The organism is Candidatus Nitrosocosmicus sp. T, assembly GCF_054408485.1.
Genome location: NZ_CP166992.1, coordinates 1,791,267 through 1,812,349 on the forward strand (window position 1 = coordinate 1,791,267; position 21,083 = coordinate 1,812,349).

23 protein-coding genes and 2 tRNA genes are annotated in these 21,083 nt (G+C 34.9%); 9 read left to right on the forward strand and 16 right to left on the reverse strand.

Translation table 11 applies throughout. The features are described 5' to 3' along the window. Nucleotide 1: 1 nt before the first annotated feature. The 7 genes from AB0A59_RS09085 to AB0A59_RS09115 all read right to left on the reverse strand — a co-directional run bounded on the left by AB0A59_RS09085 (nucleotide 2) and on the right by AB0A59_RS09115 (nucleotide 4,606). Nucleotides 2–571 carry a 5-formyltetrahydrofolate cyclo-ligase gene (locus AB0A59_RS09085; RefSeq protein WP_458743147.1) on the reverse strand — a complete coding sequence of 190 codons (570 nt, stop codon included), beginning with the start codon at nucleotides 569–571 and terminating at the stop codon, nucleotides 2–4. Between the two features lie 5 nt (nucleotides 572–576). After that, the gene (locus AB0A59_RS09090) at nucleotides 577–1,431 is read right to left on the reverse strand and encodes a bifunctional 5,10-methylenetetrahydrofolate dehydrogenase/5,10-methenyltetrahydrofolate cyclohydrolase (RefSeq protein WP_458743149.1); all 855 of its coding nucleotides are present in this window, start codon (nucleotides 1,429–1,431) and stop codon (nucleotides 577–579) included. A gap of 108 nt (nucleotides 1,432–1,539) precedes the next feature. Further along, a complete protein-coding gene (locus AB0A59_RS09095) occupies nucleotides 1,540–2,361 on the reverse strand; it encodes a sulfide-dependent adenosine diphosphate thiazole synthase (protein WP_458743151.1) in 822 nt (273 codons plus the stop codon). Between the two features lie 205 nt (nucleotides 2,362–2,566). Next, on the reverse strand, nucleotides 2,567–3,193 hold the full coding sequence (locus AB0A59_RS09100) for a DedA family protein (protein WP_458743153.1): 627 nt from the start codon (nucleotides 3,191–3,193) through the stop codon (nucleotides 2,567–2,569). A 222-nt stretch (nucleotides 3,194–3,415) separates the two neighbouring features. Continuing rightward, entirely contained in the window at nucleotides 3,416–3,976 is a 561-nt protein-coding gene (locus AB0A59_RS09105; RefSeq protein WP_458743155.1) for a CBS domain-containing protein, read from the reverse strand. Nucleotides 3,977–4,066: 90 nt separating this feature from the next. Then, a tRNA-Gly gene (locus AB0A59_RS09110) sits at nucleotides 4,067–4,141 on the reverse strand. Between the two features lie 204 nt (nucleotides 4,142–4,345). Continuing rightward, nucleotides 4,346–4,606, reverse strand: a complete 261-nt coding sequence (locus AB0A59_RS09115) for a hypothetical protein (RefSeq protein WP_144729403.1) — start codon at nucleotides 4,604–4,606, stop codon at nucleotides 4,346–4,348. A gap of 146 nt (nucleotides 4,607–4,752) precedes the next feature. Here AB0A59_RS09115 and AB0A59_RS09120 point away from each other — a divergent pair, with 146 nt between their 5' ends. After that, nucleotides 4,753–5,166 carry a hypothetical protein gene (locus AB0A59_RS09120; protein ID WP_458743158.1) on the forward strand — a complete coding sequence of 138 codons (414 nt, stop codon included), beginning with the start codon at nucleotides 4,753–4,755 and terminating at the stop codon, nucleotides 5,164–5,166. A gap of 59 nt (nucleotides 5,167–5,225) precedes the next feature. After that, on the forward strand, nucleotides 5,226–6,200 hold the full coding sequence (locus AB0A59_RS09125; RefSeq protein WP_458743160.1) for a DHH family phosphoesterase: 975 nt from the start codon (nucleotides 5,226–5,228) through the stop codon (nucleotides 6,198–6,200). 15 nt (nucleotides 6,201–6,215) lie between these two features. Here AB0A59_RS09125 and rpsJ read toward each other — a convergent pair whose 3' ends face one another. From rpsJ to AB0A59_RS09150, 5 genes are all read right to left on the reverse strand, one after another. Next, nucleotides 6,216–6,527, reverse strand: coding sequence for a 30S ribosomal protein S10 (gene rpsJ, locus AB0A59_RS09130; RefSeq protein WP_148686504.1), 312 nt, complete (start codon nucleotides 6,525–6,527; stop codon nucleotides 6,216–6,218). A 10-nt stretch (nucleotides 6,528–6,537) separates the two neighbouring features. Continuing rightward, the gene (gene tuf / locus AB0A59_RS09135; protein WP_458743162.1) at nucleotides 6,538–7,851 is read right to left on the reverse strand and encodes a translation elongation factor EF-1 subunit alpha; all 1,314 of its coding nucleotides are present in this window, start codon (nucleotides 7,849–7,851) and stop codon (nucleotides 6,538–6,540) included. Nucleotides 7,852–8,141: 290 nt separating this feature from the next. Further along, nucleotides 8,142–8,486 carry a phosphomannose isomerase type II C-terminal cupin domain gene (locus AB0A59_RS09140; protein ID WP_458743164.1) on the reverse strand — a complete coding sequence of 115 codons (345 nt, stop codon included), beginning with the start codon at nucleotides 8,484–8,486 and terminating at the stop codon, nucleotides 8,142–8,144. Nucleotides 8,487–8,639: 153 nt separating this feature from the next. Further along, nucleotides 8,640–8,993: a hypothetical protein gene (locus tag AB0A59_RS09145; RefSeq protein ID WP_458743166.1), complete on the reverse strand. Its 354-nt coding sequence runs from the start codon at nucleotides 8,991–8,993 to the stop codon at nucleotides 8,640–8,642. 421 nt (nucleotides 8,994–9,414) lie between these two features. Then, nucleotides 9,415–12,663 carry a class I tRNA ligase family protein gene (locus AB0A59_RS09150; protein WP_458743168.1) on the reverse strand — a complete coding sequence of 1,083 codons (3,249 nt, stop codon included), beginning with the start codon at nucleotides 12,661–12,663 and terminating at the stop codon, nucleotides 9,415–9,417. 275 nt (nucleotides 12,664–12,938) lie between these two features. Between AB0A59_RS09150 and ppa the strand changes: the two genes are divergently transcribed. Continuing rightward, nucleotides 12,939–13,466 (forward strand): inorganic diphosphatase, encoded by a 528-nt coding sequence (ppa, locus tag AB0A59_RS09155; RefSeq protein WP_458743170.1) that lies wholly within the window; start codon nucleotides 12,939–12,941, stop codon nucleotides 13,464–13,466. Between the two features lie 3 nt (nucleotides 13,467–13,469). On the opposite strand, the gene AB0A59_RS09160 is transcribed toward ppa, so the two are convergent. Beyond that, the gene (locus tag AB0A59_RS09160; protein ID WP_458743172.1) at nucleotides 13,470–14,771 is read right to left on the reverse strand and encodes an AAA family ATPase; all 1,302 of its coding nucleotides are present in this window, start codon (nucleotides 14,769–14,771) and stop codon (nucleotides 13,470–13,472) included. A 191-nt stretch (nucleotides 14,772–14,962) separates the two neighbouring features. On the opposite strand from AB0A59_RS09160, the gene AB0A59_RS09165 reads away from it, so the two are divergent. Then, nucleotides 14,963–15,757 carry a TrmB family transcriptional regulator gene (locus tag AB0A59_RS09165; protein ID WP_458743174.1) on the forward strand — a complete coding sequence of 265 codons (795 nt, stop codon included), beginning with the start codon at nucleotides 14,963–14,965 and terminating at the stop codon, nucleotides 15,755–15,757. Nucleotides 15,758–15,781: 24 nt separating this feature from the next. Here AB0A59_RS09165 and AB0A59_RS09170 read toward each other — a convergent pair whose 3' ends face one another. Then, nucleotides 15,782–16,645 carry an NAD(P)H-hydrate dehydratase gene (locus AB0A59_RS09170; RefSeq protein ID WP_458743176.1) on the reverse strand — a complete coding sequence of 288 codons (864 nt, stop codon included), beginning with the start codon at nucleotides 16,643–16,645 and terminating at the stop codon, nucleotides 15,782–15,784. A 68-nt stretch (nucleotides 16,646–16,713) separates the two neighbouring features. Here AB0A59_RS09170 and AB0A59_RS09175 point away from each other — a divergent pair, with 68 nt between their 5' ends. The 4 genes from AB0A59_RS09175 (at nucleotide 16,714) to AB0A59_RS09190 (ending at nucleotide 18,687) form a co-directional block, all read left to right on the forward strand. Beyond that, nucleotides 16,714–16,941, forward strand: a complete 228-nt coding sequence (locus tag AB0A59_RS09175; protein ID WP_458743178.1) for a hypothetical protein — start codon at nucleotides 16,714–16,716, stop codon at nucleotides 16,939–16,941. A 134-nt stretch (nucleotides 16,942–17,075) separates the two neighbouring features. Next, nucleotides 17,076–17,240 (forward strand): TFIIB-type zinc ribbon-containing protein, encoded by a 165-nt coding sequence (locus tag AB0A59_RS09180; RefSeq protein ID WP_134482808.1) that lies wholly within the window; start codon nucleotides 17,076–17,078, stop codon nucleotides 17,238–17,240. Further along, on the forward strand, nucleotides 17,241–17,405 hold the full coding sequence (locus tag AB0A59_RS09185; protein ID WP_458743180.1) for a hypothetical protein: 165 nt from the start codon (nucleotides 17,241–17,243) through the stop codon (nucleotides 17,403–17,405). 52 nt (nucleotides 17,406–17,457) lie between these two features. Continuing rightward, on the forward strand, nucleotides 17,458–18,687 hold the full coding sequence (locus AB0A59_RS09190) for an adenosylhomocysteinase (RefSeq protein WP_458743182.1): 1,230 nt from the start codon (nucleotides 17,458–17,460) through the stop codon (nucleotides 18,685–18,687). A gap of 479 nt (nucleotides 18,688–19,166) precedes the next feature. Here AB0A59_RS09190 and AB0A59_RS09195 read toward each other — a convergent pair whose 3' ends face one another. Then, nucleotides 19,167–19,661 carry a hypothetical protein gene (locus tag AB0A59_RS09195; RefSeq protein ID WP_458743183.1) on the reverse strand — a complete coding sequence of 165 codons (495 nt, stop codon included), beginning with the start codon at nucleotides 19,659–19,661 and terminating at the stop codon, nucleotides 19,167–19,169. Further along, nucleotides 19,651–20,451: an NAD(+)/NADH kinase gene (locus tag AB0A59_RS09200; RefSeq protein ID WP_458743185.1), complete on the reverse strand. Its 801-nt coding sequence runs from the start codon at nucleotides 20,449–20,451 to the stop codon at nucleotides 19,651–19,653. Before AB0A59_RS09200 ends, AB0A59_RS09195 begins: the two co-directional genes overlap by 11 nt. 402 nt (nucleotides 20,452–20,853) lie before the next feature. Between AB0A59_RS09200 and AB0A59_RS09205 the strand changes: the two genes are divergently transcribed. Continuing rightward, nucleotides 20,854–20,927: transfer RNA gene (locus tag AB0A59_RS09205), tRNA-Ile, on the forward strand. Nucleotides 20,928–21,083 lie beyond the last annotated feature (156 nt).

Genomic DNA, 21,083 nt, shown 5'->3' on the forward strand with positions numbered 1-21,083 from the left:
TCTATTGCAAATGTACAAGCCTTTTATCTGAAATTACTGTACTCATTTTTGCATCGTTAGGATTACAGGTTATTTTTTCCAATATTAATTGGAAATCATATCCAAGACCTACTAAAGTCATGGTTTGAGATGCATTAGAATTAAAGAATTTGTCATAATAGCCTTTGCCATATCCAATCCTGTTACCGGTGGTGTCAAATAAAATACCGGGTGTTACCACAGTATCGAGAAAATGATTCATATTTTCGCAAGATGGCTCTGGTTCCATTATTCCATATTTGCCTAACCGGAGCCTCTTTGTTGGATCATACTTGAAAAAATTAATTTGCTCGTTTACAATTGTAGGAAGACATACGGTCTTTGAGTTCATAATGGCTTGGTAAATAATCTGAAAGGTTTGGACTTCGTTTAAAATAGGATAATAGAGGCCGATAACTTTGCTATCTGTAAAAAACTTTGAACCTAGAAATCTTTGTTGAGCTGACCAACTTTTTATTAAACAATCATAATATGGCATGTTTTTTCGCATTAGGAGGTATTTCTTTCTTAAGACCTCTTTTGAAGGTACCATTTTTTTTACACTGTGTGTGATTTTGAGGCCTCAACGGTATTACGCAAAAGCATGCAAATGGTCATTGGACCCACACCACCAGGTACCGGTGTAATATAGCTAGCTTTCTCGCGTACCCTTTCAAAATCTACGTCTCCACATAGTTTGCCATCAACTCTATTTGTTCCGACATCAATTATTATTGCGCCGTTATTGACCATATCAGGTGTTAAGACGAATGAATTCCTGTTCCCCACAGCAGTAATAACTATATCCGCATTTTGTGAGAAAAACTTGAGATTGTTAGTATGGGAGTGAGAAATAGTAACAGTAGAATTCTTGCTCAATAACAATGAAGCCAGAGGCTTTCCCACTAGATTACTCCTGTTGATAATCAATACATTGGCCCCATCCAATTGAATTTTATAAAAATGGAATAGCTCCATGATTCCAAGAGGAGTGCATGGTATAAGATTAGTTTTATTGTTCAGTAACAAACCAGAATTGATAGATGTTAGCCCATCAACATCTTTCATAGGGTCCACCATGTTGATCACATGATATTTATCCAGATGTTCAGGCAATGGTAATTGTATTAATATTCCATGAACAGAAGAATCTAAATTAAGTTTTTCAATTAATCTAATCAATTCGGTCTGTGAAACAGCAGTATCCAATCGATAATCAAGGGTTCGTATTCCTATCGAGTTTGCAGCTTTTTGTTTATTATTTATATACACCAACGATGGCGGGTCTGATCCAATAAGTATCGTAGCCAAACATGGTATCACACCTTTGGTTCTTAGTTCAGAAATTTCATTTTTTAGATCATTTTTTATGTGATTTGATACCGCTAATCCGTCTATTATCTTAGCCGTCAATCTATCCATTTAATTATAAAATTGATATAATTTTAGTTTTATTGAACATGAATAACTATAGGAACAAAAAAAGTACAATTCAAAGTTATAAAGTGAACGCCTACATGCTCACTTAATTTTAACTTTGATTTTTGGAGAGTCAGACACATTTTTCAATTTGGCTACTGCTAGTTCGCCAGCTTTTCGTCCCGATAAAAGCATCGATCCAAATGTTGGGCCCATGCGCGGCAACCCATAGGTTTCTGTAACAGACATCCCAGCGGCAATTAATCCAGGGTAAACCTCCCCAGTTGAATGGACCACTCCATCTTCACCGCTTTCTACCCACATCGGATTCATCCCTTTCCAATCAACCAGACCTCTTTGCATCAATCGTTTTACTGCTACAGAATCATGACCTGTAGCATCAATTACAATCTTGCTCTCAAATGCAACGGGGTCAACACATGTTATATTTCTAGGCAAGGCAGACACGGGCATCCAGTTTACAACTACTCCGCCAACTTTTTCATTTTTCAATACGAGATCATCGAATTTAGTTAGTTGCAAGAATCTAACTCCAGAATCGCATGCTGCGGATATTAATTTGGAGCAAGCATCAGGGCCCCAAGCTGCATATAAATTATCATTGATTTTCCTATATGGAACTCCTAATTCATCCCAAACTTTTTGGGCTGGAGCTCTCACCGTGACAGGGTTCATCATATATCCGCCAACCCAGTAGCCGCCTCCAAGGTAATTATTTTGTTCGATTATCAGTGTTTTAACACCACTTTTTGCTATTTCTCTACCAGCTGATAACCCCGCTGGTCCTGCACCCAAGATTATTACATCAGAATCGCTATATTCTTGAATAGTTTCAAAAAACATAGAAGCTATGGAACGAGTTATTTCCTTTTCACTCACATCAGCAAATATTTTCTTGTCCATATGAGAAGTTCATTGTCGTAATATTAATACATTTTTCAAACCCATTAATGTTCAATTAGATTTACTTTTCGAATATCATATCGTGTTAGAAACCTTAACTTTCATTAGCATTATAAAAACCCATGTCTTTCTTATACAATCATAATTTTGTCTGATTTGGCTAGATTTAATGAATTATCGATTTGAAAAGAATTTAGTCCGGATCCTATTTTTTTATTCTATTCCTTCTTTTACCATAATATGCATAATAAAATATTACTATAGCTATTGATAACAAAACTATAACAGAAATAAGGGTAAAGTAATCGGAAAGTGTTTCTGACAAGCTTTCCCAGGAATTTCCCAAAAAGTAACCTGAAAAAACCAAAATTACGCTCCATATGAGAGATCCAAAAAAAGTAAAAGTTACGAATTTCGCGAAAGGCATTCTGGCTATACCTGCGGGGACACTGATCAATTCTCTAACACCTGGAGCCATCCTTCCTAAAAATACAGCATAAATACCATATTTTTCGAACCATCTTTCTGCCGATTCTATTTTTTTTTCACTTACAAATACATATTTTCCAAGTTTGACGATTGCGATTCTACCTATTTTGAAAGAAACTATATAAATTACAATAGCTCCAAATGTCGCACCTACCGCTCCCGATGAAGCCATTAAAAAGGTCTCAAAATAAGTAAAATTAGATTTGAAGCCTACGAACCCTGCAAGGGGAAATATCAACTCGCTGGGAATAGGTGGAAATATAGTTTCGGCAAATGCGGCTATGAATATTCCGAGATAACCATAAGTGGAAACAAGAGATGTTATAATATTTATAATATCCACCTTTACTCACAAGAGAATAACAGGATTGATATAATTAATTTTTGGTATATTTGAAAATGAAAATAAGATTAATAAGGTAAGAACGCTGTTTGAAATTATTGAGCGATAAAAAATGTGCTCTTTGTTCGACAATTCTTCTCAAAGGATCACCTGTCAGTATTTGCAGTGACTGTTTAAAGTGCGCTGACTGTTGTGTAGGTCTGGAAAAGTTGTAGAATATGATCAAGTGAGTTCTACGATCTTCAATGTATCAGTTAATGTGATTATTCCTATTACATTCCCTTTCTCACTAACTAATACACATTTAGCAAATCTTACTAAGGATACTAGTGCCTTTGCAGGGGTAGATTCATCTACAAGAGGCGGTGGAGGTTCCATGACAGAACCAATTTTTACTAAGTGTATATCTTTATCATTATTTTCTATCATTATTTTAGCTAGATCATCTTCAGTTAATATGCCAACCAATCTGCTTCCATTGAAAACCGGCATTTGACTGATACTGTGGTCACGCATTTTAAGAATAGCTGTGCTCAAAGATTCTTCACTTTGAATTATTATGAGATCCCTATTGCATATATCGCCAGCTTTTATAGAAGCATTGCTCTCCATAGAGAGCAATATTTCGAATATTCTCTTCGCAGTATCATAACTAGGCTTACATCTTCCTGACTCGATTTGATTTACCATAGATGTACTGATCCCGCATAATATCGCTAACTTCTTCTGAGTCACCCCTAATTTTAGTCTGGCTTGTTTGATATAATCAAGTCTAGGCAGCATACCTAATATTATATTGTTCTAATAGGTTAATAATTTTATAAACAAGTAAAAAATTTACAATTTTTAACCGACCATAATTAATAATTAAAATGCGACGGCCGGGATTTGAACCCGGGTTACCAGATTGGCAATCTGATGTCCTAGACCAAACTGGACGACCGTCGCATTCGTGACTTTTTATAAAAATGTAGGCTATATTAATTATATGGTAAGTCATAATATGCATGCTAGCCCACTAAATAGAATTTCATAATTTTATCAGTGCTTTCTAGGCTGTAATGCCAAGGCTCAATTCTCTACATGAAAAATATAAAATTTAAAATTAAAAGATATACAATAATTAGTAAAGATTTGGAAACCGGTTAAACACTATAGTTCTATCTCATGGGTGGGTTCTAATATCTTCTCTGTACCGGTAGGTTTTTTCATGACATTATATTCTTCAAATAGTGCATCAAGAGTATCTTTCTTTACAAAAAACTCCTTTTCAATGAATTCGGTGTCATGATTGTCATTGTATTCTCGAATTAAGACTTTAAAAACGCCTTTCTTTATTTCCCTTACCAAGAAATCGGCATTTTCCCCCTCATAATTAAAGTAGGTCACATATTCAGAAATAGGTACTTCCAATTTCCCCCAAGTAAAGTCAAAAATTAACCAATATGAGTGTATCAAATTTCAAATGATAAGATATATAACCATCTTTTAGTTATCACATAGTCATAAACATTTCTGAATTTTTTAAATTTTAAATATCAAATGCGTCTTGTACAATTATGCATAAAAAAGATACTGGAAAACCACAAATGGTATTGATTTCAGGATCATGTCTCAACTTTAGAAAAGAAAGAGAACATATTATGGAATTAGTGGGTGAGTTGGAGTGGGGCTGTCATTATGAATCAAAGTGTGAATGCTCCTCTGCTGGAAAAACCATGGGCTGGGATTTCTTTAACTTATATTTTGAAATGGAATTTATAACTACCTTGTCACAGGTGCATCCTAAGATGCTAAAAGAGGAGGGAAACATTTTGGAACAGCAATTCCTGTTGTGGCTTGAGAAGCAATTTAGAAAGATGAAAAAGGAATATCATCTCAAACTTGTAGAAACTCCATATGAAGAATCAAAAGGGTTTAGGATAGATCCTGAAAGCTATAGAACTGAGGAGAATTTATGGGATCTCAGATAATAGATCCACTTTATGGCCTGTATAGTTATTATTGAATGAGCACATAAATTTGCAGAAGCTTGAACTCAATAATAGTTTCTCATGAATCAGATGTCGATGGTGTATTCTCAGCTTCCATTGCTCTGATGAGGTATCCGCAATCAAAGATGTTTTTTACGTCATATGGTAAGGACAGCTTTTTAAGGATTTCAGATTTGGTATATAAGCAAGTCATTTCAAGCCAAGGAATTGGTCTGGTCATATTCACCGATTTGGGCCTAAATGATGAATCAATCTCATCTATTTCGGACACATTTAATTTCCTTGAATCAAATTCATGGTCGGTTCTTTGGATCGATCACCATCCTTGGTCAGAGAATGCATCGATCCTTTTTGAGAAGCATAAAACGTTTCAATTGGTACTTGACACAGGCGGGAACAAATGCGCATCTGAATTGACATTTGAACATCTTCTCTATGGAAATGATATAGCAAAACAATTAGCAAGTATCGCACATACGTCAGATTATCTTTTAAAAGATCAAGACATACCTCCCTTACCCGAGTTAATAGTCTATTATAGAACACTTTCAGATTTCTACTCAAAGATTACTCATCTGGCTAAGAGGGTTTCTGAAGGAGTTTTATGGGACACTGAGATGCAGTCAGATTTTAAAACTTATGTCAATCTTCGGAATGAAGCGAAATCAAATTCACTTAAAAAGATTAGAATACAAAATTTATCAGGTGGGCTCACCATGGCAATTATACCAGTTTCGTCCTATATTCAAATTAGTTTGTTTTCGGAAGAAATATTCCAAAAAACAGCTGTAGACTTGGCATTCTTCTATAATGATGAAGGTAAAGTTAGCATTAGAAGAAATAATCCTGTGATCAAATGCAATAAAATAGCGCATGAACTCATTGAAGGTGGTGGTCATGAATACGCGGCAGGTGGTAAGATGAAATCTAATCCGGCTCAAATTGATGAAGTTTTAGAAGAGCTTCAAGATGCTACTAAAACATGGTTAGAACAGGAATACAGAGAGAAATAAATTAATAAATATTTTTTATTGAGTTAGAGATACCTCAATATAAACATCTTCGGGAATCTTAAGCCGCATTAGTTGCCTGATCGACCTATCATCTGCACCCAGGTCAATTACCCGTCTGTGAACTCTCAACTCATACTTATCCCAAGTATTTGTTCCTTGTCCGCATGGAGACTTTCGCGTAACAACTCGCATCTTCTTAGTAGGCAGAGGATGCGGTCCCTTTAAACGTATTCCGTTCTTTTCCCCGATATCCTTAATTTCAGTACATACATTTTCCAAAGTCAATAGATTTGTGCTTGTGAGCTTAATTCTAGCTTCTTGAGGCATCTAACTTCACTTACTTCTTGTTTGGATCATGTTTTTCAGTAATATTCTTTACTATTCCTGCCGCAATCGTTGTTCCCATGTCTCTCAATGCAAATCTTCCTATTTCAGGGAATTCTTTAAAGGTCTCTATTGCCAAAGGTCTTACTGGTCTGATTTTTACTATTGCGGCATCTCCTGTTTTCAAGAACTTGGGTTTTTCTTCTACAATTCCACCAGTTTTTGGATCAATTTTTGCTACAAATTCCGATATTGTCGCAGCAACTTGAGCTGTATGAGCATGTAGCACTGGTGTATAACCTGGTGCCATTGCAGTTGGATGATGAATTACAATAATTTGTGCTTCAAACTCTTTTGCGACACTAGGTGGGCTATCAATATTACCTATTATATCACCTCTGTGGATTGCCTTTTTATCCACACCTCGTAGATTAAATCCAATGTTGTCTCCAGCCTCTGCATAATCCATCTGAGTATGATGAGTTTCGATAGACTTTATCTCGCCTGGCACGCCTGATGGCATCACTATAACTTTTTCATTTGTCTTCATCTTACCAGTCTCAACCCGTCCAACAGGGACTGTACCGACACCTGTAATTGTATACACATCCTGAACTGGAATTCGCAATGGTTTATTGATAGGTTTTTCTGGAGGGGTAAAAGAATCTAATGCCTCAGCTAGTGTAGGTCCCTTGTACCAAGCCATATTTTCAGATTTTTTTACGAGATTATCACCCTTCCAGGCAGAAACTGGAATAAAGCTTACTTTCGATGTATTATAGCCTACCATTTTCAACATTTTTTCAACAATTTCTTTCACCTCATTGAAACGTGCTTCAGCATAACCAACGTCATCCATCTTGTTTAAAGCAACTACAATTTGCCCTACACCTAGTGTTCTAGATAAGAATGCATGCTCTCTTGCTTGGCCTCCTGGTTCTGTTGCAGCTTCTGTTTCTCCGGGCTTTACTGAAACTACTAGAATGGATGCATCAGCTTCAGAGGCTCCAGTAATCATATTCTTGATAAAATCCCTGTGTCCTGGTGCATCAATCAACGTGTAAAAGAATTTAGGGGTTTCAAATTTTTGAAACGCTAAATCAATGGTGATACCCCTTTCTCTTTCATCTTTTATACTGTCCAAAACCCAAGCATATTTGAAAGTATCACCCTTCCCAGTTGCTTCTGACTCCTTGGCAAAAGAATCAATAGTTCTTTGATCTATAACACCCAAATCAACCATTAAATGACCAACAGTAGTTGATTTACCATTATCGACATGTCCTGTAACCACCAAATTCATATGTGGTTTTTTACTTGCGCTCATAAGACATAAAAATCATTCAGGGGTTTATTTGTATTTCGCTATCTTATTTTTAATAACGTTTTGAAATCATATTTACATGATTATAGAACAGACCTGAGAACCCTTCAAACGATTAAAACCTTTATGTGTTGCTCTTGATTCATTGATTCTGCGATAATTAACTAATTACCAGCGAATATGACAATTGGTAGAATATAACATTCTGTAAATTAAAAAACATATTTGATATGTAGTCAAAGAAAGTAGAAATTGATAGGATCAAAAGTTAAATAATCATTTAACTGGCGTCGTTACTTTCTATTATATGCATCCTCGAGTCTGATTATATCAGATTCATCAAAATCCCCCATGGAGATCTCCAGAATGGTAGAAGGCGATTGCAAGTTTTTAACCCTGTGCTTTGAACCCCTGCTTATAAAAATCACGTCGTTTTCATACAGGGTGCTCTTATCATCATCAAGTTCTACAGAAATAGAGCCTTTTAGAACCTTCCACCATTCTTCTCTTTTATGATGATATTGTAAACTAGTTTGAGAATGTGGATTCAAATGCAATAACTTGACCGTGCATTTTTCATTCTCAACAAATTTTTCAAATTTTCCCCAGGGCCTATACTCCTCATAAACCTCAATCATATTTCTAAAAAGTAATAGCATTCATGTTATTTAAAAATAAATAGGGCTCAACTAAAGCCCTAGTGATTCTTGGATAATTCTATGATCTTGACTGTATATTTAGGTAGTTTGTAAGGGAATTTAATAGAAACGTATAATTTTGGAACTCATGGACTATCGGATCGATATCAATGAATCTTCCAGAGTACCAAAGCATTGTATGAATAGATTATTACTTCTTTTATAAATCCAGTTGGAAAATTCCTCAAAGGTAAATACTCTCTGATGCTGAATTGCAATAGGAACATAGCCTCCAAATGTGATAACTTGGATCACGACGAAATCTTCATTCACTATTGCAAGTTCTTGTTCGCCATAATCACTTACCTCATCAAGCAGCGAAGTGTATAGTATTACTGGCTTGCCTGTTTCAGCAACGGTCTGAGAAAGATCCATTAACTTCTCTCTGAAATTGTCAATCAGACAATCTTCAAAGGACAGTTGTTTACTTTCCTGCAGTCTCCGCATCTTTTTCAAGCAACTTTGTTCAATTAAAATAATTTATCTACATTAAAGATCATTACATTTGACATTTAGCTAATAATTTTTACACATGCAGTCCGAGTGGTTTTCAATCACATAAAAAAATTGGCTAAAAGGGTGCAAATTATTGAATAGGTAATATCCCTCTCATATAGCCAGTAGAATCTTACTCTTTGTAACATATTACTAACCAAGGGATATGATTTCTGGTGTTTGTTTTACGATATGATAGGAATGAGTTTTTTCGGAGTTCAGTATACTAATTCCTTCAGTCATAAATGTTTATTTTGACAGATAGAGTTAGACAAAGTAGAATAATTATTTTTATAAAGCGAGAAAAAAGAAACATGAATACTAATTGCAATAGAATAAAGGTTCATTTTTGTTACAATCAGTATTTATCGAATTAAATTATATAAATTAAAATTTCTCTACCATCTAATTCTATCTTTTTAGAATTTTCAGCCTCATCGGTTTTTTCTGTAAATTCAATCTTTCTGACCCGAACCAAGTTCTGCAGATCGAACTCGAACTCACGTAATTTTCCAATTTCTTCTGCTGGAAGATTGGAAATGTGGGCTCTATCCAATATTTGGGTTGGTGAATATCCCAACTCTTTTCTAAGTTGCTGAATGTTTCGAGCTAGATCCTTAACTATGCCTTTCATGATTAATTCCTCATTTCTAGACGTATTTAATAGGAGAACTATATTCTCTTTGTCCCCAACAACATAATGGTTCATTGGGACAAATGTAAAATCCATATCTGCAATAGTTAAATCAATGGATTTGTTTGGATCGTAGTCGAAATGATAAAACCCTTTCTCCTCCAGTTCTTTTAGTATGTTCAGTTTATCTTCGCTATCAAATCTATCAGATAATATACCAATATCAGCTTTAACTACCTTAGCAACACTCTTTCTATTCACGGTAATAGAAGGTATTATAGGGGCCTCTAAATTAATTAAACTTGTTACCTTTTCGAAAATATTATTTGCCTTGAGCGCTTTAACTTCAATATTTTCTACATTCATCTGTTCTTTTAACAATTCTTTTATTCCCGCTACTTTTAGAAATTCAGTTTCGTCAACGTAGATCAATGCTGATTCCAGTGGCCACCTCCTTTTCAATTTGTATCGGTTTCTTAATGAAAATGATAAAGATGATATCTCCTTGACCTTATCAAATGCTGCTTCAACTTGTGTATTAGCTATCTCTGCCAATTCGTCCCCTATAGGCAGATTTTCCATTATAATTGAATCAAACTGCTTAAAACATGACAAGTAAAGATATTCGGTGAAAAAGGGACAGATAGGATGTACAATAATATCAAGTGTTAAAAGACAACGCGCAAGGATTGTATATACGGTAAATCTCCTTACCTTATTATCTGAATCATCGCTCCAAAGATCGTACCTTACTAAGGGAACGTAGGTTTGACTCAGCGAGTTTATTATAAAGTCCTCAATCATATGAGAAGCTTCGTGAAATCGGCAGTTACTCAATAGATGGGTGGATTCATCAATTAAGCCTTTCAGCTTCGTCAAGATCCAAATATCTTGACTCTTTAATGTGAGGTCGTTTGCATTCCAACCCGACTTTGAATAAGATTCTTCGAACTTGAATTGATCATAGGAGGCGTTTTGTTGATAATAAATATGTAAGAAAAAAAGTGTGCTTAAAACCTGGTAGGGTCTAGAAGACATTTCTTTGATGTTAAAATTAAGAGGCTCTATTGGAGAAGATTTCCACATAAAGTATAGTCTCACCAGATCCACAGGATTGCTATTTAATAGTGATTTGGCATCAATGACATTTCCTAAACTTTTGCTCATCTTGTTTCCTTTATCGTCTAAAACATGACCGGTGAACAGGAATGATTGAAATGGAGATTGAGGGCCTTCTTTGAATATAACATTTAGGATCAATAAGGTATATGCCCAACCTCTAGTTTGGTCGATCCCTTCTGTCAAAAATTCAGCGGGAATCAATGTATCATATTCTGCATCAGAAAGTGATGAGAAAGGGGCGCTTCCGCTATTATGCCAAGTATCCAATACAAATAACTCCCTTTCCATTTTGTTTTGACATTTGGGGCAATTAATTACTACTTCATCTATCCAGGGTCTGTGCAATTCAAAGTTTTCTCCATCTGGCAAATCAGACGCTCTCCTAACAATTGCTTCTCGTGAAAATAATCCCTCTTTAAAAGAACATTTAGTACATTTCCAAATAGGAAGCGGTGTACCCCAAACTCTTTCTCTTGATATACACCAAGGAACTTTTTCTTTAATAATCTCAAGAAACCTATTCTTAGGTTGCTCATAAAAATAATTTACCTTTGAAGCGGCTGCAATAGGTTGGTCTTTTAAAGTATCAATCATGTAAAAATATTCCTTTCTTGCCAACCAGACTATTTTGTGATGAGAACGCCAGCATGTAGGGTATTTATGAGTTAACTTACCGATCATTACTAATGAATTCGCTGATCGCATGTCATTAACGACAATTTGATCGACATCTCTAACGAATTGATCTTTATATTTACCAGCATCCGGGGTAAATAATACCTTATCATCTATGGGTACAAAGATGGGTATTTTTCTTCGCGTTGCAATTTCAAAATCCTCTTCTCCATTTGCAGGTGATAAGTGCACTATTCCGCTACCAGTAGTAACGTCAACAAAATTTTCTGCGACCACAAAATGGATTTTACCTTGCGATGCAAGACTACTCAAACCAGGAATAGTTTCTAAGAGGGGATGAATGTAATATTGGCCTTCTAATTTTATGCCCAGGAATGTATCGACTATTTCATAATTTTCAATTTTCAAATCGGCCATTAATTCTTTTACCCTGTTTTCGGACACGATCCATTTTTCATTTATACCCTCAACATTTACCTTTATAGTCAAATAGAGAGCGTTAGGATTTACACCTACTAACTCATCTGTAACTAATGTAAAAGGCATCGTAGTCCACACTACTAGAAAAATTTCCGATTCTTTTAATTTTATCTTGTAATAGAAGGAAGGATCTTCTACTTGCTCATAGCTTTGATTGATTTCAGCATTACTCAGCGATGTTTGACATGAAGGGCAGTATGCTACTACACGAAACCATTCCTTCAAGATTCCATTATCTAGTGCCTTGTTAATATATTTCCATTCTCTTTCAATATATGTGTCGGTATAAGTCCAATACCCCTTTTCATACTCGAAGGACATTCCAATTAAATTATCTACCTCTATCCATTTTTTGTTATATTCAAGAATTAATTTTTTGCATGTCTCTACGATCTTCTTGATTCCGACTTTTCGAAGATTATCAGATTTATTACCCGTCAAACCTAGTATCTTTTCTGCTTGAAGTTCTACTGGTAAACCTTGAGAATCCCAGCCAGGTCGAAACTCCATCTTCTTTTTTTCTATGGTAGATTTTCTAAACCATAAATCTTTAATTATCCTGCCTCTAATATGACCCAAGTGTGGTTCTCCATTCATTGTTGGTGGCCCCTCTATGTAGCCTATTGTCCTTGTAAAATTTTTAGAATCACTAAGATATTTTTTTATTCCTCCTTTTATAGCGGGATCATCATAATAAGCTCTAATTTGATTTTCAAATGTCTTTAGCTCAAATTTATCCCCTAATTTCATATTATGTTAAAAATCAACTGTCATTCCACTCTTATGTTTTTGGAAAATACTCGAGCAAAATTTTCAGATACCAACAAAATAACTCGTTTTAAACGGTCGAAAATGAGTTATAGAATGTTCTAAATAAATTTGGAATAAAATTCTATGATCATTGTACGCCATAGTACGACTCAGCAATGAAAGAAAATTATGAAATGATTGCCCTTATTGATGAGTTCTTTTATACTCGTCATCCTACAAATAGAATTATATTAAAATTGTAGAAATCTCTAGATGTGAATAGATTTAATCAAATCGGAGCGGGCAAGAATCCACCTAATGACATTTATGTAGTAGTTGAAATTCCTAAAAACAGTAATATCAAATATGAATTAGATGAAGAATCTGGTATCCTATTTGTAGATAGAAAGCTTCACACTTCCATGGTTTATCCCTTTAATTATGGGTTTGTCCCGCGAACTAAGGAAGAAGACGGAGACCCAATTGATATCTTGATATTAAGTAACGATGAATTTTCACCTCTTTCAGTAATCAAATCCAAACCCATTGGTGTTCTAATCATGGAAGACGAAGAAGGGACGGATTCCAAAATTATCGCCGTACCTCATGAAAAGATTGATTTTGAATATTCTAGGTTCAATGAAATAGATCAATTAGATAGTAGAACTTTAGATAAGATTAAACATTTTTTTGAACATTATAAGGAATTAGAAAAAGGCAAGTTTGTAAAAGTCACCGGCTGGGAAAATAGTAATGCAGCAGAGCGGATAATTAATGAAGGAATTGATAGGTTTAAAAACTAATCTTTAGAGGGCTTTAAATTGTTCACTCCAACGCATATAAGCTCTGACCATATCTGAACTCACGCTAGGTTTTCTAACTTTAAACATTTCTTTGAAATCTGCTAAGTTTAATTCCCTCGGTAAATCATCTTCTACTAACGGCTCTCCTTTTTCAAAGAGTTCATTTACCACCCTGAGTTGTGCTGACTGACAAATATCTTTGATGTCACTGGCACTGTAAGCTTCAGATAATCTTGCCAATTCATCTACTTTCAGCAATGGGTCTTTTGTTAATTTTGATACATACTGTTTGAAAAGGTTTCGTCTGGAAGCCATGTCAGGAAGGGTTACATAAATCCTTTTTTGAAATCTCCTTAAAAATCCAGACTCAAGACTCCAAGGTTTATTAGTTGCACCAATGACATAAAGGAATGATTCTTTAGATTTTCCATTGATTCCATCCATTTCGGTCAATAATTGATTCTTTACGCGAACTTCTCCACCAACCTCTCCATTCCTGGTCCCCAAGAGGGAATCTATTTCGTCAATAAATAATAATATTGGAATTTTTTCTTTCTGGTGAAGGGCTCTTGCAAAAGTAAATAGCTTTGAAATATTTTTTTCTGCTTCTCCTAACCATTTACTCATCATTGATGCTGCGTCTACATTTATGAAATATCCGTGTATCTCAGCAGCCGCAGCGGCAGCAAGTAAGGTTTTTCCGCAACCAGGAGGTCCAAAAAGCAAGATACCCCTCGGCCAACCCAGTGGGAATAAATCAGCACGTCTTGTTGGATATACAATGGATTCGCGAATGGCTCTTTTGGCATCTTCGAGTCCAACTACCTCTTTCCAGCTGACCTGAGGCTTTTCCTTCAATATCATGTTTTCTAGATCATTACTTAACTCTTGCATCTTATTTGTCTCTGGAGATTGTAAATTCTGCCGTGCGGTATGACTATCACTCTGCAGATTTGTTTTATTAGAAGGAATAACATGATTGATTCTACCATTCATCTTCGGCAACACACCATCCATTATACCGTTTCTCTTAGATTCAGGCTCACTAGCAGGACGCCTATCGTCCTCTGAAATACCGTTTGCCATTTGTATTGCCTTTATTCTGTTCTGATACGCGCTTGCCCTCTCTAAATAAACCCTATTTAATTTATATTCTGGATAAATTTGAACCAGCTTTATTAATGCCTCACTAGCTCTTTGGTAGGAGGTTATTGCTGACGAATGTGATCCTTGAGAATCGAGCTTAATAGCTTCGGCGGCAAATTTGCTCGCAGTATTCTCTAATTCCTGTGGCGCAAGTGTCATAGTATTATGTTCTCAAGTGATATTCCTAATTTGTTTGATAGGATATGTAGTAAATAGTTTTAATCAAAAGAATAAAAAAAAATAAACCCTTTTTAAAGACAATGAAAAGGAATTGTAGTTTTCTTTTTTTTAATTATTAATATAAAAATTTTGACATACGGTCTTACTATCCTTATGATATCATTTAGATTATGATGTCAACTGATGGTGATGTAAATAATGAAGTTCTGGGTGGTTTAGAAGAATTGGGATTATCAAAATATGAGGCATCAGCTTATTATAGTCTGCTTGGAAAGGGCATGATCTCAGCAACGGAAATAGCATATAGCTCGAATTTACCTAGGACAAAAATCTATTTTATTTTAAAGAAGCTGGAAAAAAAGAAACTAGTTTTCATAAATTACCAAAAGCCATTAATGTTTAGAGCACTTTCTCCGAAGGATTCTTTTAGTCACATATTATGTAAGTATGAGACTAGGATCAAGAGTTTAAAAAAAATAATAGAATCACTTCAACAAATTAATGAAAATGGTCTAAAAAATAAGGGAATCGAGGAGAAAAGATATCTAGTCCTAAACCAATTTTCCACAGACAGTAAGATTACTGACTTGATAAAAAATGCAAACGAATCAATCGACATCTCCCTTAATCATTGGGGCAATGTGATTCTAAACGCTTCAAAGGAAGAAATATTGAAGGCCATATATAGAGGAGTAAAAGTAAGAATCCTATTCGACTTTATGTGCCGAGCTGATTCAATTATTCTACCTAACGCAATTGATAAAAAAAGTTCAAAAATTAGTACAAATATGTTTATCTTCGATAATAAGAGCATGATAATAATTAAAAACGATGGCACAAAGTCAGCTTATTTTGATTCCCATGAGATTTTTGTTCCAACTCTAGTTAATCAATTTAATGATACCTGGGTTAAGGTGAATACATCAATTTTGGAAGATAGCAAAGTAGAGTCCATAAATTTTTGATCGTTTAATTGATTGATTGATTTATCAATTAATTTTATCATATTCCTTCATTACATATGGTAATTCGGTTAAAAGATCAGATGCAACCATGTGTGATCCGATTTTGCCTGATATTCTTAATCCTGCTTGCCCGTTAAAAAATAAGCCAAGCAAGCAAGAATGTAATGGTTCATATTTTGTCCTAAATCCAGTAATTAGTCCTGAAAGTATATCCCCTGTTCCTCCTACCGTCATTGAGGGTGTGGTTCTTTCGATTACAAAGTTATCCTCACCGTCAGAAACTATATTCTGATGCCCCTTCAGGACGATTATCAACCCAAATTCCTTTGCTTTTCTTTTCACTAATTGGATCTGCTCTGATATCTTATTTGTGGGGATTTCACCGAATAGACGTTTGAACTCCCCTGCATGAGGAGTCACTATAGTTTGGTTGTTGGATATATCGGGCAATATATCTGGAATTAAAGCTCCGGCATCAATAACCAATTGAGAATCAGCTTCCAACAACTTTTGCATAAGTAAGATCAATGGTTGTGATCTTGATACATTTAATCCCATTCCAATAGCTGCTGCATCAACTTTTTTCGGCAAGTAGTTTAGCAGCCTTCTAACTGAACCTATAGTTAATTTGTCATCTGGAAAAGGTAATATTATAAGATCTGGAGAAAAAACTCGGGATGACACTAAGTTGATCTTTGGAATAGCAGTATAGACTAAATCAGTCCCACTTCGTAGGGCAGCCAAAGAAGATAACAGAGGGGCCCCATGATATATTCGGCTTCCACCTACCACCAAGGCTATTCCATTTTCACCCTTTCGTGATAGGATACCTCGAGGTTTAACGATTTTTCTAATAAAATCTTCATCAACTGAAGAGTAGTCTTTCATCTTAGGTTATTGTTATAGAGAATCATTGTAATAATTAGGTTTAATGACAACTAGATAAAAATATAGCATTGACCCCTATAATAATTGGAGTATTGAAAAAAAAGGAAAAGAGTTCGCTTAAAGAATCTCACGAAGAGAACACACCTCAAAGATTCACGGTCCCTTTAGAAATCGATACGCATTATCAGTTATATGGCAAGCATATGTGGGAGGTTAATTACTATGAGAAATGTCCTCGGTGTGATAAACGCATAGACGAATTTGGTTATTGCGCATGCACTGGTTTTGCAGAGTAATCAAAATCAGATGAATTAAAACAAATTGACCTCACTTATTATATGATGGTTCTCGTAAGAATTACGTAGTTCAGTATCTTATGAAATTTCTCGAATGGATAATAAATAAATAGCTGTTCAAAGAGATATTAAGTATGAGTAACGAAGTTATGGGTGCAGTAACGTATGAATGTATGTCATGTGGCACTAACGTAACAGCAGAAGAGTTGTCATATTTACCAGAAATAAAATGTATTTGCGGATTCAGGGTATTCAGAAAGGTAAGACAACCGATTATCAAACAATTGAAAGCGATCTAAGTGAAAATCAGATGTCCAGATTGTAAAGAAGCAGCATATCTCAGTGATGATTTTTCTTTAGTGAAGTGTGATAACTGTGGTTTTGATAAGACTTATGGAGAGTATGTCAAGTACGTTGCGTATAAGGATGCAAGATACTCAGATATATTAAGTGATTACAAATAACAGATGACGATAACGTCACCAGAATTCATTTTAATTGGTGTGTTTATTCTATATGGCTATTAATGCTGAAGTCAATGAAAAGTACGAAATAGGCAGGTCTGAATATTTGTGGGCAAAGAAGAACATGCCCATTCTAAATCGTTTGGTTGATAAGTTTGTCTCTAAAAGAAGCCTAGAAAATTTTAAACTTGGTATTTGTCTACACATAACGAAAGAAACATCGGTACTACTTATGGCACTAAAACAGGCGGGTGCTAAGGTTACTTTATGTCCCGCCAACCCACTTTCAATTCAAGAACCTGTCAAATTCTTCTTGATAAAGAATGACATTAAGATTTTTGCTAATAAAGAAGGCAGTACCATAGATTTTTACAATAATATTGAAAGAGTATTAGATACTAAACCTGATATACTTACCGATGATGGAGGAGAGCTTCATAAAAGGGCACTAGGTAAAAATTTCAGTATAATGGGTGGTACCGAAGAGACCACCTCTGGCGTTAACAGAATCAAAGAATTGGGTAAAGAAGGTTTGTTGGTATATCCGATCATAGCCATAAATCGATCAAGGACAAAATACCTGTTTGATAATAAATACGGAACAGGTCAAAGTACATTAGAGGGGATACTAAACACCACTGGAATACTACTATCTAGTAAGAGGATTGTAGTATGCGGCTATGGCTGGGTCGGAAAAGGAGTAGCAAGATGCGCTATGGGGATGGGAGCCAAGGTCACCATTACAGAAGTAAATCCCCTTAGGGCTTTGGAGGCATATTTTGACGGTTTTGATGTAAAGACTATTGATGAAGTAGTATCCATAGCTGATGTTTTCATAACATGTACTGGTCAAATAAATGTGATAGGCCAACATCAAATTGAAAAAATTAAAGAGGGTGCAATATTATGCAATGCGGGCCATTTTGACGCAGAAATTGACGTGGATTATTTGAATTCTATAGACCCGAATCATTTCTCTCCCAGAATGAATGTCTCATGCTACAGAATTGGAGAAAGTAAAAAAAAAATTTACCTGCTAGCAAACGGCAGGGTCATTAATTTGGTTGGTGCAGAAGGGAACTCATCAGAGGTAATGAGTATCTCATTCGCAAATCAATTCTTGTCAATTATTTACCTAACTCAATTCCATAAAAAGTTGGAAAATAGGATCTATAAGACTCCAAAAAAAATTGAAAAAAAGATAATTTGGACTGCTTTAGATACTTTTGGTTTAAAGATAGATAGTTTAACTTTAGAACAAAATAATTACTTTAAGAAATAATGCTTTCAAATGGTGTGCAAAACTTTTTTTGATATTAACTTTGATTTAGTCTCAAGCGTTGTTTAGAAAACGAATTATGGGGTCTACTTCTCAAGATTGTTTTACAACAAGGACATTTAAATCCATGCCATTCGAGAAATAATTCGCATTCCTTGCATAATTTGTAACCTTGACTATAATAACTAGAAGAGTCATTTGTCTTATATGCTTTATACTTTTTGCAGATTGATCTACAATACATCTCTTAAAAAATAATTAATCATTTTTGTCGTTCTGTCGTATATGAAATCTAAATCATTTTTCATATACCACAAATACATTAATTACTTAAGAACTTAACTATCTATTGTTATAGCAGACTGCACAATTTCAATCTAGACTACCTCATACTCTTGTTTCTAAATTTCAGGGTTTAATAATAAATGTACTCTCTGTAATGGAATGATAACAAGTTGGTTCCCAAGATCTATTTGCATATACTAGCGCATTTTTTCTTTCTTAAGAACCAAACTGTTACCACATTTGTCACAAAAGCTTAATTTTAAATCAAAAAATATCTTGCATATACTGCAATACTTTATTGTTTTTCTTGTCACAAATTTTTTTTTTCCAGGCGTCAATATATTCAAAGAAAAATATCTTGCAGCATTGACCAGAGCGTAATCGGCAGACAAAATAGGTAAATGTAGTTGTAAGCCTAGAGCAATTATAGAACAGTCCGCACTTGACAATTCATTCTGACCCCTTTCGGTACATTTTTGTCGGACCATACAAAGAAGCTGGATGTCTGGTTCATAAATTATTACCTTTCCTGTGGTTATCAACAAATTTAAACCATCAATCCGTCTCTGAATGTGATTAATTTCTTTCTGAATATCAGGCGTTATATAATAAACATAGTTTAAGGAGGTCTGAAACGGTATCCCACTGTAAAAAATGTTTGAATCTGTTACAAACTTATTACTAGAATCCAAGTTTGTTCATCTGTCGAGTATCATTTTTATTGAATCTGAGAAACATCGCATCATAATGGTATTTGGTGATTTTTATTGGCTGATTCTTTTGGATATCCTTTACAATCTGTCCATCCATAATTAATTTGAGATCATGATTTGCACTAATAGTAATCGACATTAAAGGTAACACAAACGAAGGCAGCCTATTCACAGATCCTATAGGGGTAACCAGCATACATTCCAAATGTTCTTGGAGGATAGGTCCGCCGTTTGAAAGGGAATGTCCAGTCGATCCCGTAGGGGTTGAAACTATCATTCCGTCCATCTTTTGACTATAACCGTTGTCATTAATAGAGAGATAAAACAAAGGTGTTTTCGTAAGATCTGAACGCATCATGACATAATCATTCAATACAGGCACACTAATTTCATCACCAATTTGTGCGACTAATCTAACTCTTCTGTCAAGAAAAAAATGACCATTTAAGAGTGGGTCCACAATTGAACTAACGGAATCTTTTGAAACTTCTGATAAAATTCCACGTGTACCTCCAGCATTTATACAAAGTACGGGAATACCGGGTGGTAACGTTCTAAATGTTTTAATCGTAGTTCCGTCGCCACCTATCGCAATAGCCAAATCAAGATCAATCTCCAACTCGGGACGATGCAAATCATAATCCATATTTAAGTCTATAACGTTAATCCCTTTTTCAGCCAACTTTTCTCTTAACAAGTGAGAAACTTGTCTAGATTCATCATTATTTCTCTTGCTGAAGAGGGCAACATATCGGATTCGATTACTCAAACAGTTAATGATATAATGTCGGGGTATATTTTTTTACTTGTTGTAATTTGGATATAGGATTGGTATGTGAGTGTTTATAGAAATTTACTTACTAAAACAATTCGTTAAATATTCTCTCGGAAGCATATCGTGAATTTGATCAGATAACGAAACTTTCAGCTCTAATAATTAAGATTATAATTTGAAATAATTCAGAATTTTATTACGATCTGAAGAAGTAATAAATGAAAGGATAACTTGGTAGTAAATGGCACCTCAAATATTGGTTAGCGGCGCTTTTAGAATAGGTATCCATTGTTCCGTAATGACTGGTCCGATGCAAATTTAATAAAATCTGGTCGTGAGAACACAATAAATTACATTTATATTAGAAAAATAAAGCCTTTAGAAATTAGAAAAACAGGGCCGATAGCTCAGCTTGGTGGAGCGTTCGACTGATAATCGAAAGGCCGAGGGTTCAAATCCCTTTCGGCCCATTGAGGATACGGTTTGCAATAATATTGATTCTAGATAAAGTATTCACCAGAAGTGGCAGAAAATACCATTAGATAGTTGATTTTTTTAACAACGACATAATCTCTGACTCAATGAAAACACTGATCCAATAAGTCAATAAAATGAAATGAAAGATT